This is a genomic window from Ensifer sp. ENS11 (assembly GCF_014851895.1).
Taxonomy (GTDB): domain Bacteria; phylum Pseudomonadota; class Alphaproteobacteria; order Rhizobiales; family Rhizobiaceae; genus Ensifer; species Ensifer canadensis.
In genome coordinates this window covers 104,029-118,953 of the sequence record NZ_JACVAN010000023.1, presented here as the reverse complement: position 1 = coordinate 118,953, position 14,925 = coordinate 104,029, and the positions used below count along the sequence as shown (strand labels likewise).

General features: G+C 62.1%; 14 protein-coding genes and 1 pseudogene. 11 read left to right on the top strand and 4 right to left on the bottom strand.

What is annotated here, in order from left to right; translation table 11 throughout:
* The 3 genes and pseudogenes from IB264_RS29315 to IB264_RS29305 form a co-directional block, all read left to right on the top strand.
* Positions 1-145: pseudogene (locus tag IB264_RS29315) on the top strand (electron transfer flavoprotein subunit alpha/FixB family protein); the annotation flags it as partial.
* 157 nt (positions 146-302) lie between these two features.
* Positions 303-1,175, top strand: a complete 873-nt coding sequence (locus IB264_RS29310; RefSeq protein WP_038576434.1) for a 3-hydroxybutyryl-CoA dehydrogenase — start codon at positions 303-305, stop codon at positions 1,173-1,175.
* A 226-nt stretch (positions 1,176-1,401) separates the two neighbouring features.
* Positions 1,402-2,685 carry a sulfatase-like hydrolase/transferase gene (locus IB264_RS29305; protein ID WP_158071676.1) on the top strand — a complete coding sequence of 428 codons (1,284 nt, stop codon included), beginning with the start codon at positions 1,402-1,404 and terminating at the stop codon, positions 2,683-2,685.
* Between the two features lie 3 nt (positions 2,686-2,688).
* Here the strand turns inward: IB264_RS29305 and IB264_RS29300 are convergent, their stop codons facing one another.
* Positions 2,689-3,348 carry a TlpA disulfide reductase family protein gene (locus tag IB264_RS29300; protein WP_025424633.1) on the bottom strand — a complete coding sequence of 220 codons (660 nt, stop codon included), beginning with the start codon at positions 3,346-3,348 and terminating at the stop codon, positions 2,689-2,691.
* A 26-nt stretch (positions 3,349-3,374) separates the two neighbouring features.
* Here IB264_RS29300 and argH point away from each other — a divergent pair, with 26 nt between their 5' ends.
* From argH to IB264_RS29280, 4 genes are all read left to right on the top strand, one after another.
* Positions 3,375-4,778, top strand: a complete 1,404-nt coding sequence (gene argH, locus IB264_RS29295; RefSeq protein ID WP_025424634.1) for an argininosuccinate lyase — start codon at positions 3,375-3,377, stop codon at positions 4,776-4,778.
* Between the two features lie 150 nt (positions 4,779-4,928).
* Complete coding sequence (locus tag IB264_RS29290; protein WP_038575652.1) at positions 4,929-5,123, top strand: lipoprotein; 195 nt, start codon at positions 4,929-4,931, stop codon at positions 5,121-5,123.
* A 15-nt stretch (positions 5,124-5,138) separates the two neighbouring features.
* Positions 5,139-6,407 (top strand): diaminopimelate decarboxylase, encoded by a 1,269-nt coding sequence (lysA, locus tag IB264_RS29285; protein WP_025424636.1) that lies wholly within the window; start codon positions 5,139-5,141, stop codon positions 6,405-6,407.
* A 154-nt stretch (positions 6,408-6,561) separates the two neighbouring features.
* Entirely contained in the window at positions 6,562-9,171 is a 2,610-nt protein-coding gene (locus tag IB264_RS29280) for a TIGR02302 family protein (RefSeq protein ID WP_057217887.1), read from the top strand.
* A gap of 126 nt (positions 9,172-9,297) precedes the next feature.
* Here IB264_RS29280 and IB264_RS29275 read toward each other — a convergent pair whose 3' ends face one another.
* From IB264_RS29275 to IB264_RS29265, 3 genes are all read right to left on the bottom strand, one after another.
* Positions 9,298-9,657, bottom strand: coding sequence for a response regulator (locus tag IB264_RS29275; protein WP_025424638.1), 360 nt, complete (start codon positions 9,655-9,657; stop codon positions 9,298-9,300).
* 299 nt (positions 9,658-9,956) lie between these two features.
* Positions 9,957-10,502 (bottom strand): hypoxanthine phosphoribosyltransferase, encoded by a 546-nt coding sequence (gene hpt / locus IB264_RS29270; RefSeq protein ID WP_025424639.1) that lies wholly within the window; start codon positions 10,500-10,502, stop codon positions 9,957-9,959.
* 63 nt (positions 10,503-10,565) lie between these two features.
* A complete protein-coding gene (locus tag IB264_RS29265) occupies positions 10,566-11,270 on the bottom strand; it encodes a hypothetical protein (protein WP_225906529.1) in 705 nt (234 codons plus the stop codon).
* A 257-nt stretch (positions 11,271-11,527) separates the two neighbouring features.
* Between IB264_RS29265 and ftsE the strand changes: the two genes are divergently transcribed.
* The 4 genes from ftsE (at position 11,528) to IB264_RS29245 (ending at position 14,918) form a co-directional block, all read left to right on the top strand.
* Positions 11,528-12,187, top strand: coding sequence for a cell division ATP-binding protein FtsE (gene ftsE, locus IB264_RS29260; protein ID WP_063934108.1), 660 nt, complete (start codon positions 11,528-11,530; stop codon positions 12,185-12,187).
* Between the two features lie 73 nt (positions 12,188-12,260).
* A complete protein-coding gene (locus IB264_RS29255) occupies positions 12,261-13,208 on the top strand; it encodes an ABC transporter permease (RefSeq protein ID WP_107028041.1) in 948 nt (315 codons plus the stop codon).
* 96 nt (positions 13,209-13,304) lie between these two features.
* Positions 13,305-14,003: a YdcF family protein gene (locus IB264_RS29250; RefSeq protein ID WP_025424643.1), complete on the top strand. Its 699-nt coding sequence runs from the start codon at positions 13,305-13,307 to the stop codon at positions 14,001-14,003.
* Positions 14,004-14,126: 123 nt separating this feature from the next.
* Positions 14,127-14,918 carry a 1-acyl-sn-glycerol-3-phosphate acyltransferase gene (locus IB264_RS29245; RefSeq protein ID WP_057206564.1) on the top strand — a complete coding sequence of 264 codons (792 nt, stop codon included), beginning with the start codon at positions 14,127-14,129 and terminating at the stop codon, positions 14,916-14,918.
* Positions 14,919-14,925: the final 7 nt, after the last annotated feature.

Below are 14,925 nucleotides of genomic sequence, written 5' to 3'. Positions count from 1 at the left end.
GATCCAGCATCTGGCCGGCATGAAGGACTCGAAGGTCATCGTCGCCATCAACAAGGACGAGGAGGCGCCGATCTTCCAGGTTGCCGACTACGGCCTCGTCGCCGACCTGTTCGAAGCCCTGCCGGAGCTCGAAAAGGCGCTGTAACCATTCGCCAACCGCACTTCCCGAGCCTCAAGGAAAAGGGCTGGCAAAAGCGCGGACTTGGCATTAACAATCTACCGGGCCGGCCAGACCGGCCCGGTATTTTCGTATGTGACGGCGGCACGGCCGCCAAAATTCTTGAAGATGGATGTTCGCCGCGATGATCAAGACGGTCGGAGTTATTGGTGCCGGGCAAATGGGCTGCGGCATTGCGCATGTTTCGGCGATGGCCGGATACAAGGTGCAGATCTACGATCTTGCCGCTGATCGCATCGAGGCGGGCCTCGCCACCGTCAACGGCAACCTTGCCCGCCAGGTGTCATCAGGCAAGATGACCGACGAGGCTCGCAAGAGCGCGCTGGCGCTGATCAAGGGCTCGTCCGACATCAACGACCTGTCGCAGGTGGACCTCGTCATCGAGGCCGTCACCGAGGACGAAACCATCAAGCGCAAGATCTACGGCCAGGTATGCCCGATCATGAAGCCGGAAGCGCTGCTTGCGACCAACACCTCTTCGCTGTCGATCACCCGCCTTGCATCTGCGACCGACCGTCCGGAAAAGTTCATGGGCATCCACTTCATGAACCCGGTTCCGGTGATGAAGCTGGTCGAGCTCGTGCGCGGCATCGCCACGGACGAAGGCACGTTCAAGGCCGCCAAGGAATTTGTCGGCACGCTCGACAAGACCGTCACGGTCGCCGAAGACTTCCCGGCCTTCATCGTCAACCGCATCCTGCTGCCGATGATCAACGAGGCGATCTACACCCTCTATGAGGGCGTCGGCACGGTCGAGGCGATCGACACCGCCATGAAGCTCGGCGCCAACCACCCGATGGGTCCGCTGCAGCTCGCCGACTTCATCGGTCTCGACACCTGCCTGTCGATCATGCAGGTCCTGCACGACGGCTTGGCGGACTCGAAATACCGCCCCTGCCCGCTCCTGGTAAAATACGTCGAAGCTGGTTGGCTCGGCCGCAAGTCCGGCCGCGGCTTCTACGACTACCGCGGCGACGTGCCGGTGCCGACCCGCTAGGTCTCGAACATAGGATTCTGTTCAAGTAAGAACGTCCAATCTCCGCGGGATCCACAACCCTACATCTTGCGCGACAAGGAATTTGCTCGCCATACTGGTAACTTAGCTTAAAGACAGTTCTGTTACGCCCTCTCCTAGTCACGTGGGAGAGAATATGATTTCGCAAGCGATATCCTCAATGGCGGCACGGTCATTCCCCTCACTTTGGAGTGCGAGGGCGTGGCGCTTGGCGCTCATCCTCGGCCTAGCGCCTAATCTGATGATGCTGCTGGTCTTGCCGTTCTATGTGGCCGCACGACCGCTTTCGCCATTCCTTTACTTGATTGGAGGCCTATTCGCGCTGCGCGCCAAACCTACGTTGGCCTACCTGCTATTCCCGCTCATTGCCCTCATCGATTTCGGCCTCGTGGTTATGGTAGCGTTCCACCTGCCGCTCGGCGCTGCAATCCAGTCGGTGCGCTACATGGCATCGCTGGATCTCACCTCTTCCGTATTTTACGTCGTCGTGATCAGCCTCTTTATCGCGAATGGCGTTGCAATCGCCTGCCTCGTGAATCACAATCGACAGGTATTGCGAGGCGCATCGCTACTGCCAGGGGCTCTCGTCGCTTTCAGCGTGGTGATGTTGGAGCGCCATATCAATCGCCCTTTCCTGAAGCAACCTGCTGACTCATTTGAAAGCGCACTCTCGATCAATGGTATCGACGCCGCCGCTGTAGCGAATGGTGGTCGCAACTTGTTGTTCGTAATGGTGGAAGGGCTTGGCGCATTCTCCAGCCCTGAGCACACTGCAATTCTTTCACGGCGTCTGCAGCCAGCACTGGATACCGGGCGCTATGAACTTTCAAGTGGCCTCAGCAACTTCGAGGGTTCGACTACGGGCGCTGAATCCCGCGAACTCTGCGGACAATGGGGCGATCACACCGATTATCTTCGCCGGACCAGCTACGACTGCTTTCCGGCCGCCATGGCTGATCGGGGCTATCGAACAATCTCCTATCACGGCTTTTCGCAGAGGATGTTCGAACGGGACAAGTGGTATCCAAGAATCGGTTTTCTCGAATCGCACTTCCTTGAAGGCCTTGCGACCGACAGCAATAGGTTTCACCAGCGCTGCGGCAGCGTTTTCACGGGTCTGTGCGACAACGACATTGCAAGTGCCGTCCGCGACCGGCTGACGACAAACCCGGCTGAGCGGAAACTCCTATACTGGCTGACACTAAATTCCCATATACCTTACGTGCCTAAGCAGGGAGGCAATTTCAAATGCGGCAGTGACGCAGCTGAAATTGCCAATACGAAAGTCTGCGAGCTGACCGAGCTGTGGGCTGACGTTTTTGACGGCGTCGCGTCTATTGCCACAGACCCGAACCTGCCGCCGACCGACATCTTCATCGTTGGTGACCATCCCACGCCGTTGTGGGAACGTGCAGCGGCAGAGCATTTCACCCCCCACAAGGTGCAGTGGCACCTGTTGCGCGACAACCGCACCACAACCCACGGAGAGTGACGCCTACCCGCCCGTGGCCGCTTTGATCAGCGCTTTGGCATCGTCGCTGTCCCAGGCCGCCGGGCCATTCATCGAGCCGATCAGGCATCCCTTGTCGTCGAGCAGCAAGGTTGCCGGCAGGCCGAAGGCAAGGCCTTCCTTCTTCAGATTGTTGAAGACGCCCATTGACGCATCGCGATAGTAGCGCAGGTCGTGCACGGCGGTCTCGTCGAGGAAGGCCTTCGGCTTCTCGTCGTCGCCGACGTCGATGTTGATCGCGACCACCTCGAACTTGTCGCTGCCGAGGGACTTCTGCAGCGCGTTGAGGGCAGGCATTTCCTCGCGGCAGGGGCCACACCAGGTGGCCCAGAGATTGACAAGCATCGTCTTGCCGGCAAAGGCGGCAACCGTCGTCGGCTTGCCGTCCGGGTCGTTGAAATCGAGTGCGATCGGGCGTGGCGAGGCGGCCGGCGACATCGCCGCCACCTGGCCCTTCATGAACGGCGTCAGCGAGGCGACCTTTTCGCCCGTCAACGGGCAGACGGCAGCTGCCGTTTCGGTCGGCTCGGCATTGCCAGACCCCGTCTCCTTCACGTATACCGCAGCCGCACCGATGATCACGCCGAACAAGGCGGCGAGCGCGAACAATTTCACGGCCGGGGGGGATTTCTTCTGGTCGGGCATTTCATTCTCCAAGGCGGGCATTCTTCATGGCTGACGGCAATTCCGAGACAAAAACCTCCAACCAGATGTGGGGCGGTCGCTTCGCCTCGGGTCCGGACGCGATCATGGAGGAGATAAATGCCTCGATCGGCTTCGACAAGAAGCTCTATGCTCAGGACATCCGCGGCTCAATAGCGCATGCGACCATGCTGGCGCATCAAGGCATCATTTCGGCCGAGGACAAAGACAAGATCGTTCACGGTCTCAACACGATCCTGTCAGAGATCGAAAGCGGCCAGTTCGAATTCTCTCGCCGCCTCGAAGACATCCACATGAACATCGAGGCCCGGCTTGCGACCCTGATCGGCCCGGCCGCCGGCCGGCTGCACACGGCCCGCTCGCGTAACGACCAGGTGGCGCTCGATTTCCGTCTGTGGGTCAAGGAAGAGCTGCAGAGGACCGAAAAGGCGCTGACCGGCCTGATCGCCGCCTTCCTCGACCGCGCCGAGGAACATGCCGAGACCGTCATGCCCGGCTTCACCCATCTGCAGACGGCCCAGCCCGTCACCTTCGGCCATCACTGCATGGCCTATGTCGAGATGTTCGGCCGCGACCGCTCGCGCGTGCGCCACGCCATCGAGCACATGGATGAAAGCCCGATCGGCGCGGCCGCCCTTGCCGGCACCGGCTTCCCGATCGATCGGCACATGACCGCGAGCGCACTCGGCTTTGCCGGCCCCACCCGCAATTCGATCGACACAGTTTCGGACCGCGACTTCGCGCTCGAATTCCTGTCGATTGCCGCAATCGCCGCCACGCACATGTCGCGCCTTGCCGAAGAGATCGTCATCTGGTCGACGCCGCAGTTCGGCTTCATTCGTCTGTCCGACGCGTTTTCGACCGGCTCCTCGATCATGCCGCAGAAGAAGAACCCCGATGCCGCCGAGCTGGTGCGCGCCAAGACCGGCCGCATCAACGGCTCGCTGATCGCGCTTCTGACCGTCATGAAGGGCCTGCCGCTCGCCTATTCCAAGGACATGCAGGAAGACAAGGAACAGGTCTTCGACGCGGCCGAGAGCCTCGAACTCGCCGTTGCCGCGATGACCGGCATGGTGCGCGACATGACCATTCGGGCCGACCGGATGAAGGCGGCTGCCGGTTCCGGCTATTCGACAGCGACCGACCTTGCTGACTGGCTGGTACGCGAGGCCGGCCTGCCCTTCCGCGACGCCCACCATGTCACCGGCCGCGCCGTCGCCCTTGCGGAACAGAAGGCCTGCGACCTCGCCGACCTCTCGCTTGAAGACCTGCAGTCGATCCATCCTTCGATCACCGCCAAGGTGTTCGACGTGCTGACCGTCGAGGCCTCGGTCGCCAGTCGCACGTCCTTCGGCGGCACCGCACCGAACGAGGTTCGCAAGCAGATCGCCTGGTGGCGCGCGCGCAACTGATGCTTGTCCCCCGAGACCGCGTTGCGGTTTCGGGGCAACGACGTGCCTGAGCGCAAGGGGCTGAATCCCGTCGCAGAATCAGGGTGCACAAGCGCCGGAAAAATCGATAAGACATCGCACCAGCATCAGTCCCCGCGAAGGAAAATCACGATGACATTCACGAAGGCGGCCCGGTTTGCGCTTCTTCTGGCGATCCCCGGGCTGGTTCTTGTCGGTTGTGGACGCAAGGGCGACCTCGACCGACCCGGCTCGACGGCGCCGATCAACACCCTGGCCCCTGCCGGAACTGTCGAAAAGAAAGAACAGGCTGACGACCGCCCTTTCCTGCTCGATCCCCTCCTCTAAGCCGAGCCACGCCCCGTGAACCATTTCGAATACCGCGACGGAATTCTCTACGCCGAAGACGTGCCGGTGACCGACATCGCCCGCGCCGTCGGAACGCCCTTCTACTGTTACTCGACGGCGACGCTCGAGCGGCACTACAAGGTCTTCTCCAAGGCCTTTGCCGACGTCGATGCGATGGTCTGCTACGCCATGAAGGCCAATTCGAACCAGGCCGTGCTGAAGACGCTTGCGCGCCTTGGCGCCGGCGTCGATGTGGTGTCGGGCGGTGAGTTGCGCCGCGCGCTGGCCGCCGGCATTCCGGCAAGCCGCATCATGTTCTCCGGCGTCGGCAAGACCCCGCAGGAAATGGACCTGGCGCTCGAGGCCGGCATCTACTGCTTCAACGTCGAGTCCGAACCGGAACTCGAGGTCCTGAACCAGCGCGCCGTTCGCGCCGGCAAGCGTGCTCACGTCTCCTTCCGCATCAACCCGGATGTCGACGCGCGCACCCACTCGAAGATCTCGACCGGCAAGAAGGAAAACAAGTTCGGCATTTCGTGGGAGCGTGCCCGCGCCGTCTACGCCCATGCCGCGACACTGCCCGGCATCCAGGTCACCGGCATCGATATGCATATCGGCAGCCAGATCACCGAGCTGCAGCCCTTCGACGACGCTTTCAAGCTGCTGCGCGAACTGGTCGACACGCTACGCAGCGACGGCCACGCGATCGATCACGTCGATATCGGCGGCGGTCTCGGCATTCCCTACAAGGAAGACAACAATCCGCCGCCGCTGCCCGATGCCTATGCCGAAATCGTCAAGAGCCAGCTGCAGTCGCTCGGCTGCAAGATCGTCACCGAGCCGGGCCGGCTGATCGTCGGCAACGCCGGCATCCTCGTGACCGAGGTCATCTACGTCAAGGATGGCGGCGACAAGACCTTCGTCATTGTCGACGGCGCCATGAACGACCTGATCCGCCCGACGCTCTACGAGGCCTATCACGAGATCAGGCCGGTTCGCATTTCAGCCGCCAATGCGCCCCGCATCAAGGCCGACGTCGTCGGCCCGGTGTGCGAGACCGGCGACTATCTGGCGCTTGACCGCGAAATGGCCATGCCGAAGCCGGGCGATCTCTTCGCCATCAGTTCTGCCGGCGCCTATGGCGCTGTCCAGGCGAGCACCTACAACAGCCGGCTGCTGATCCCGGAAGTGCTGGTCAAGGGCGATCGCTTCCACGTGATCCGGCCGCGCCAAAGCTACGATGACCTGATCGGGCTTGATTCGGTTCCGGACTGGCTCGACTGAGCAGTCTTTCGGATCGGACGATGATCTGTGGATCGCCCGCGCGGGCGATCACGATTTTGTTGTCGCCCTCGTCTTCGCCACAAACGATGTTATCCTGATCATTCAATAGGTCGGTCACGAGCGGTCATGAGCGACCGAAAGGGAACTTGGGCGGATGACGCAATTCCGGCAGGATGAAACGCCACAACCGAAGTCGTTTGCCAGAACGCTGGCGCTGAAAAGGTTTGTCGCGCGGGCGGTGTTGATCGCCGAGCAGGTTTTGCCGCGCGCCCTCGTTCCCGCTTCGATCGTGCTCCTGTTTCTGTCGGCCGCCTGGCTCGGCCTCTTCCGCATTGCTCCGCTTTGGCTGCATGCCGCCCTGCTTCTGGGCTTTCTCGTCGCCTTCATCGCCTCCCTCGTTCCGCTGACCCGGTTGAGATTACCTGGGAACGTCGATGCCGATCGGATGCTGGAAGAGCGCAACGCCCTTCCCCACCAGGCGATCCGTGTTCAGGACGACATTCCGGCAACCGGCGGCGCCTTCGGCGAGGCGCTGTGGCGCGAACATCAGACGCGCATGGCGGGGATGATCCGTGCCCTCGACACGGGCCTGCCGCGTCCCGACATTGCCCGCCACGACCCTTTCGCGCTGCGGGCGCTGCCGGTTCTGATCGCCTGCGTCGCTTTCGCCTATTCCTATTCCAACCGGGCGGGGCTTCTCTCGGACGCCTTCCACCTGCCGCAGCCAGCAAGCGAAGTCGCCGACATCCGGGTCGATGCCTGGGTGACACCGCCCGCCTATACCGGGCGTGCGCCCGTCTTCCTCACGGGCCGCCAGGGCGTCGCGTCCCCATCTGACGAAACGGCGGCGATTACCATTCCGCAGTTCAGCGATCTGACCGTGCGCGTCACTGGCGCCGGCACGGAAGAAGCCGTCCGCTATTCGGAACACGGATCGGCCGACGCGATCGTCATCCCGACCGCCGGGGAAAAGCCGGACGAAAAGACTGCGTCAGCGGAACCGGCCGCCCAGAAGGCGCCCGACAATGCCGTGCGCAATCACCTCTACAAGATCGTAAAGGACGGCGAACTCTCCGTCGGTGGCCAGAAGTGGACGTTCAAGATCACCCCCGACAGCGTGCCTCAGATCGCCTTTGACGGCCTGCCAAAGCCCACCCCAAATGCCTCGCTCGACATCGCCTTCCTGGCGAGCGACGACTACGGCATCGCTCAGGCCTGGGCTGAGATCAAGCCTTTGGACGAACAGGCGAAGGACGCACGGCCGCTCTATCCGCTTCCCGAGTATCGTCTCGACCTGCCGCGCCGCAACGCCCGCGAGGCCAAGGGCACGACCAGCCGCAACCTCAGCGAACATCCGCTGGCCGGCAAGCGCGTTCGCGTCACCCTCGTTGCCCGCGATGCCGCCGGTCAGGAGGGGAGAAGCGTGCCGCAGGACATGATCCTTCCGGCGCGGCAATTCTTCAATCCGCTGGCGGGCGCCGTTGCCGAACAGCGACAGGTCTTTGCACTCAACGCCAACGACCTGCCGCGGGCGATCGACCTCAATGACGCGATCGCCAGCTTCGCCGAGGAAACGATCCCCAACCTCACCCATTTCCTGCTCCTGAAATCGGCACGTTCGCGCATGGCGCTGGCGCGCAACGACGACATGCTGCGCGACGCCGCCAAGCATCTCTGGGAAATCGCGCTAGGCATCGAGGATGGCGATCTGTCGCTCGCCGACCGACGTCTGCGCGATGCGCAACAGGCGTTGTCGGATGCGCTTGATCGCAATGCGCCCGACGAGGAAATCGCCAAGCTGATGAAGGAACTGCGCGAGGCCATGCAGGAATATATGCAGGCGCTGGCCAAGGAGGCCGCGAAAAACCCGCGCATGGCCGCCAATCCGGATCAGAACAATGTTCTGCGCCAACAGGATCTGGACAGGATGATGAACCAGATCGAGAACCTGGCGCGATCGGGTGCGCGCGACCAGGCCCGTCAGATGCTGTCGGAGCTTCAGCGTCTGATGAACAACCTGCAGGCCAACCGCGGCCAGCAACAGATGGGCGAACAGAACAACGCCATGCGCGAGCAGATGGACAAGCTCGGCCAGCTGATGCAGGAGCAGCAAAAGCTGATGGACGAGACGTTCAAGCTCGACCAGGCGCAGCGAGACCGCATGCAGCGCGGCGACCCGCTGCAGGGCGAGGACAACGAGCTTTATGGTCAGGACATGCCGCAGGATCCGGGCCAGCGTGGTGACGAGAACGGCCCGCTCGACGACATGACCGCCGAGCAACTGAAGGAAGCGCTGAAGCAGCTGAAGCAGCAGCAGGATGCGTTGGGCAAGCAACTCGGCGAACTGCAGAAGGGTCTGGAGAGCCTTGGCATCAAGCCCGGCAAGGGGTTCGGCGACGCCAAGCGCGAAATGGAAGGCGCCTCCGGCTCCCTTGGCAAGGGCCAGGGCGAACCGGCCGTCGGCAGCCAGGGCCGCGCACTGCAGGCGCTGCGTGACGGCGCCCAGGACATGATGAACCAGATGCAGGCCCAGGGACAAGGACCCGGTCAGGGCGTCCCGCAATACGGCCAGAATGGTCGCGACCCGCTCGGTCGACGCCAGCAGAATGCCGGTCCGGACTTCGGCGACCAGGTGAAAGTTCCCGATGAAATCGACACCCAGCGGGCGCGTGAGATTCTCGACGAAATCCGCCGCCGCCTTGGCAACACGCTGTCGCCCGAGGCCGAGCGCCAGTATCTCGAACGCCTGCTCGACATGCGCTGACCCTCGGCCAAAAGAGCCGGAAACGACGACGGCCCTGGAGCGGAAACGCGCCAGGGCCGTATTCAATTTGTCAGATCGCCAAACAATCAATGCCTCGCCCACGATCGGGCGATGGAGGGGGACCCGTCAGGCAGCGAGCGCCAGGGCCACCGCCTTGCGGATGTCAGGCAGGGAAAAGGGCTTGGAGATGACGTCGACGATCTTGTCGGCGAGATCGTCGGCCCGCTCGCGCTGTTCGGCGTAACCGGTCATCAGCAGGATCTTCATCGCCGGAAAGGCTGCGGACGCCTGATGCGTCAATTCGATGCCGTCCATGACGGGCATGCGGATATCTGACAGCAGCAGATCGAAATTCTCGGTCTGCAGGCAGGCAAGCCCATCTGCGCCGTCTCCAGCCTCCACGGTCTCATGTCCATCGAGCCTCAAGGCCCGGGCGACGAAGGAGCGCAATGCATCCTCGTCCTCGGTAATCAGGATCTTCGCCATCATGGCCTCCCGCGTTCGCTGCAACGGCACGGCTCTCTCGCGAAGAGGCCGGCCCATTCCAATGGATACGGCAACACTCACAAGAATCGTGAGGCAGTCCGCAGCGGCACGTGGCATCCCAGGGGGCGAAACGCGACACGACCCCAAACAACCAGCTTTTTCTTTGTGTTCGGTAAACGCCGGGCGGCTGGATTTCGGAATGCGCGTTTTACAGCGGCCCTGCTTCGAGCGCTGAACGCGGCCTGGAGGTCATTACAGCGCCGCGATCTCAAACGCCGCAGCGCTGCACATTCTCGTCTCTACTCGGCGTCGCCGGTGACGACGCCAACGAAGGGCAGTTCTCGGAACGCGTAAGCCACGTCCATGCCGTAGCCGACGACGAAATGATCAGGGCATTCGAAGCCAACATAGTCGGCCTCGAGCTCGACCTTGCGCTTGACGCGCTTGTCGAGCAGCACCGCAATGGTGACGTTGCGCGCGCCGCGCTCGTACATCAGTTCCTTCGCAAAACGCAGGGTGCGCCCGGATTCCAGGATATCGTCGATCAGGAGCACGTCGCGGCCATGCACGTCGCTATCGATGTCCTTGATGATCTTTACGCCCTGGGAGACCGTGCCGAGCCCGTAGCTCGACAGCGTGATGAACTCGACTTCCGGTGCCAGGCCGGTGTTGTGCATGGCGCGGATCAGGTCCGCGGCAAAGATGAACGAGCCCTTGAGCACCGCGATCACCAGAAGGTCCTTGTGCGGACCCTCGACGATCATGTCGGCAAGCTCGGTGTTGCGTGCGGCGATCGTCTCTGCCGTATAAAGGGGCTCGATATTCTTTCCGCGAACGACGGGCATGCGGTTTCTCCAGCGTTTCATCCGGAAGACAAACGCCTTCCCTTTTGCGCCCGCTTAGCACAATCAGCGCACGGAGACACCGTTTTCGGCGAAGGAAACCTTCACCTCGGGCATTTTTCCACCTGCATATGGGAGCCTGGTCACGAAGCGGCGGCTCTCGCCGGGTGCGATGGCGGCACCCTCCGGCATCAATCGCGTCGCCGTAACCTTGCGGCCATTGCTGACCACATCCACCACGACCAACGGCAGTCGCTGCAGGGCGGAAGAGGAATTGTCGATGGAGCCGTAGACCGAAAGTACCCGCATGCCGCCGGAATAATCGAGCGACGCAGTGACGTCGGTGATCGCCAATGGCTCGCTTTCGACCCCGTCACCGGTCGAAAGGACGATGATAGCCGCAAACGCCGCAAGGGCGAAAGCTGCGACAAGCGCGGCGAACCGACGTGCCGGCATGGCGCGCAACCAAGTCTCGGCGAGAGACAACAGGCGCCTGAGGGCGGCCTTCTCGTCGCGAACGACCGTCAATGTCGGGCCGTGGCGTCGAGTGTGCCGCCGATTGTCATTGAAAACGGGATAGGGATTGCGGCGGGCCGTCGCCGAAACGGTCTCGAATTCGGCGTCGACATAGTCGACGCGGCGCGGCGCGGGTGCAGCTTCGCGTGGACCGCGGTCCGGTGGCAGCAGATCGGCATAGGCCGCGGCTCCAGCCGATTTCGTGCGGAATGCCTGCATCGCCTTTTCCTCCTGGATCGCGGACGGACCTGCCATCCATGCGAAACCATCGGGCAATGCGCCGATCCCTGGCGGTGCAAGAATCAGGGCATTGCATCAAATCTTTCCGACACGTAAACCGAAATGGTTAATGCTTCGGAAAGAGGCCGTGAAAGCGGCGTCTTTTCATGAAAAATTAACCGCTGCTTAACCATGATTCCGCTGGCGGTTTTGCCTTTCGGCGCTTGGCGTCCTATGCGCAGATAGCCGTCCCCAAGCAGAACCGCACGGGTCGTGAGAGAGATGGGTACCCATTGATTCATTTTGAGAACGTCGGATTGCGTTATGGCATGGGGCCGGAAATTCTCCGGGACCTGACCTTCGACATTCCGCGCCGGTCGTTCCAATTCCTCACCGGCCCCTCCGGCGCCGGCAAGACGACGCTGTTGCGCCTGCTCTTCCTCTCGCTGCAGCCGACGCGCGGTCTGATCCGCATGTTCGACCGCAACATTTCGTCGATCCCGCGCGAAGAGTTCCCCATGCTGCGCCGGCGCGTCGGCATCGTTTTCCAGGACTTCCGCCTGCTCGATCATCTGACCACCTATGAGAACGTTGCGCTTCCGCTGCGCGTGCGCGGCAAGGACGAATCGAGCTACCGCGCCGACGTGCTCGAACTGTTGAAATGGGTTGGGCTTGGCGAGCGCATCAATGTGCTGCCGCCCGTACTTTCCGGCGGCGAGAAGCAACGCGCGGCAATCGCCCGCGCGCTGATTGACCGCCCCGAAATCCTGCTTGCGGACGAGCCGACCGGCAACGTCGACCCGCCGATGGCCCGCCGCTTGCTGAACCTCTTCCTCGAACTCAACCGGCTCGGCACCGCCGTCGTCATTGCCACCCACGATCTGTCGCTGATGGATCAGGTCGAGGCGCGGCGCATGATCCTTTCGCAAGGGCGGCTCGATATCTATGAGTGAGGGCCGCACCAAACGCACCCATGAGGTGCCGGAGCAGCAACCGGAACCGCAGCAGCAGCCGCGCCGCACGGAGATGCGCGTGCGCCCGATGGGGCCGATCGTGCCGTCGACGAACGTGTCCGGTCACGCGCTGATGTGCGTGATCGCGATCATGTCGTTCCTCGCCTGCCTCACGCTCGGCGGTGTCAGCATGGTGCGCGCCACGGCCCAAAGCTGGCAGAGCCAGATTTCCCGCGAGATCACCATCCAGATCAAACCGGACGACGGTCTCGATATGGAAAAGGCGCTTGCCGATGCGCGAGATCTGGCCCTGACCTTCAGCGGAGCGACAGGTGGCAACATCGTCGACCGCGCAGCAACGGCCCGCCTGCTTGAGCCCTGGCTCGGCGAAGGCCTCGATCTCGACGAATTGCCCGTTCCCCGCCTCGTCATCATCACCATCGATGAAAACAATCCGCCCGATTTCGCAGCCATGCGCAAGGCGCTGACCGAGATCATCCCGCAGGCCTTCCTCGACGATCACCGTACCTGGGTCGACCGCCTGGTGGCGATGGCAAACACCACGGCAATGATCGGGACCGGCGTGCTGATCCTCGTTTTCTCGACCATGGTGCTGACCGTCATCTTCGCCACGCGCGGCGCACTGTCCGGAAACCGCCATATCGTCGAAGTGCTGCATTTCGTCGGCGCCGAGGCAGGATTCGTGGCATCGGAGTTCCAGAAGCATTTCCTCAGAATAAGCCTCAAGGGGGCCGGCGCCGGCGGGCTGCTGGCGGCGCTGTTCTTCGCGCTTGCTGGCTACTGGCAATCGCGCACATTGGCGACGCCGGAAACGGACCAGGCCACCGCCCTCTTCGGCACGTTCACCATCGGTTACAGTGGTTATCTCGGTATTCTTGCCATCATGATCGTCATTGCGGTGTTGACGACGCTGACGGCTCGGCTCACGGTAACGCGCACGATCTACGAGATCGACCTGATCCGCTCTGATCCCGGACGTACGGATACCTACCAAAGCTGACGCCCAGATGTTTCACCTTTATTCGATCCATTCCTTGCCGCAATCTGGCGCTATCTGAAGAGAATCATGATGGCGCAAGGACTTCGCGGGAGCGGGATGGCCGGAGGAGGCAAATGGCAAGGCGGGGCCGAGCAGGAACGCCGACCCCGTAGTCCCTTGCGCAAAATTCTCCGCCGGACCTTTTTCATTCTGCTTGTGCCGTTCGCGATCGTGGTCGCGGCCTTCCTCAATTTCGCCGATACCGTCGCGTCCATGCAACCGCCGGAAGACCCGAAGGCGGAAGCGATCGTCGTCTTGACCGGCGGCTTCCAGCGCATCGATCAGGCGGTCGACCTCTTGAAATCCGGGGCCGGCAAAAGGCTGCTGATTTCGGGCGTCCACCCGGCGACCACCGGCAGCCAGATCCGGCGCAACACCCAAAGCTCGGCCGATCTCTTCAAATGCTGCGTCGACATCGGCCACGAGGCGATCGACACGATCGGCAATGCGACCGAGGCGAGCCAATGGATCAGCGATCACGGCTACAAGCGCGTACTTGTTGTGACCAACAACTACCATATGCCGCGAAGCCTGCTCGAGTTGCGTCGCGCCCGCCCGGAGACCGAATTCATCGCCTATCCTGTCGTCAACTCCGACCTCAAGACGACGAACTGGCTGCGCAATCCGATGGTGCTGAAATCGATCCTGCTGGAGTTCGGCAAGTATTCCGTCGCCTCCGTGCGCGATATGGCCGGTGCCCGCCCGGCGAGCGGATTGCGCACCGTTCCCTCGCGTGCGACACCGGCCGAAGAATAATCGCTGCCACCCCTTAATCAGCAAAGTGACGACGGGCGGTTTTCCTTCGGCGTTTATTCGTGTACGCAGCGATCCATCGGCCCACGGGCTGGATATCCCTGAACTCGCCTCGAGAGCCTGCTGATGATCGTCCTGCGTTCGGTCCTTTTCAATCTGGTCTTCTACGTCAATCTGATCCTGCAGATGATTGTCTTCACGCCGGCCTATTTTCTGGTGTCGCGGAAGAAGGCCTGGTTCGTTCCGAAGAACTGGGCGCGCAGCAATCATTGGCTGTTCAAAAAGATTGTCGGCACGACCTTCGAGATCGAGGGCTTGGAGAACATCCCCAAGAGCGGCTACATCTTCGCGCCCAAGCACCAGTCGTTCTGGGATGTCTATGCGCTCCTGCCCTGGCTCAACGATCCCTTCTTCATTCTCAAGCGCGAACTGACCTGGATCCCGCTCTTCGGCTGGTACGTCCGCAAGCAGCGCATGGTGCCGGTGAACCGTGCCGCGCGTGGCCGGGCCATGACCGAAGTCATGGATCGGACCAAGCAGGAAATGGCGTCCGGCCGAGAACTGATCATCTATCCCGAAGGCACCCGCAGGCCGCCCGGCGCACCGCCGCACTATAAATATGGCATCGCCCGACTTTACCGTGACCTCAACGTGCCTGTTGTGCCCGTCGCCATGCATCCAGGCCTGTTCTGGCCGCGCCGCAAGTTTCTGCGTTTCCCCGGCCATTTCAAGGTTCGCGTGCTGCCGCCGATCGAGGCGGGCCTCGATCCGGACGAGTTCCTCGCCAGGCTGATCGAGGTGACCGAGACGGCAAGCGACGAGCTTCTGATCGAGACGGTCAGAAACAACCCGCATCTGCCGCTGCCGCCGACGGCAAAGCAGCGCCTTGCCGAACTGAAGGCGATGGGCCGCGGCTAAACCGAGC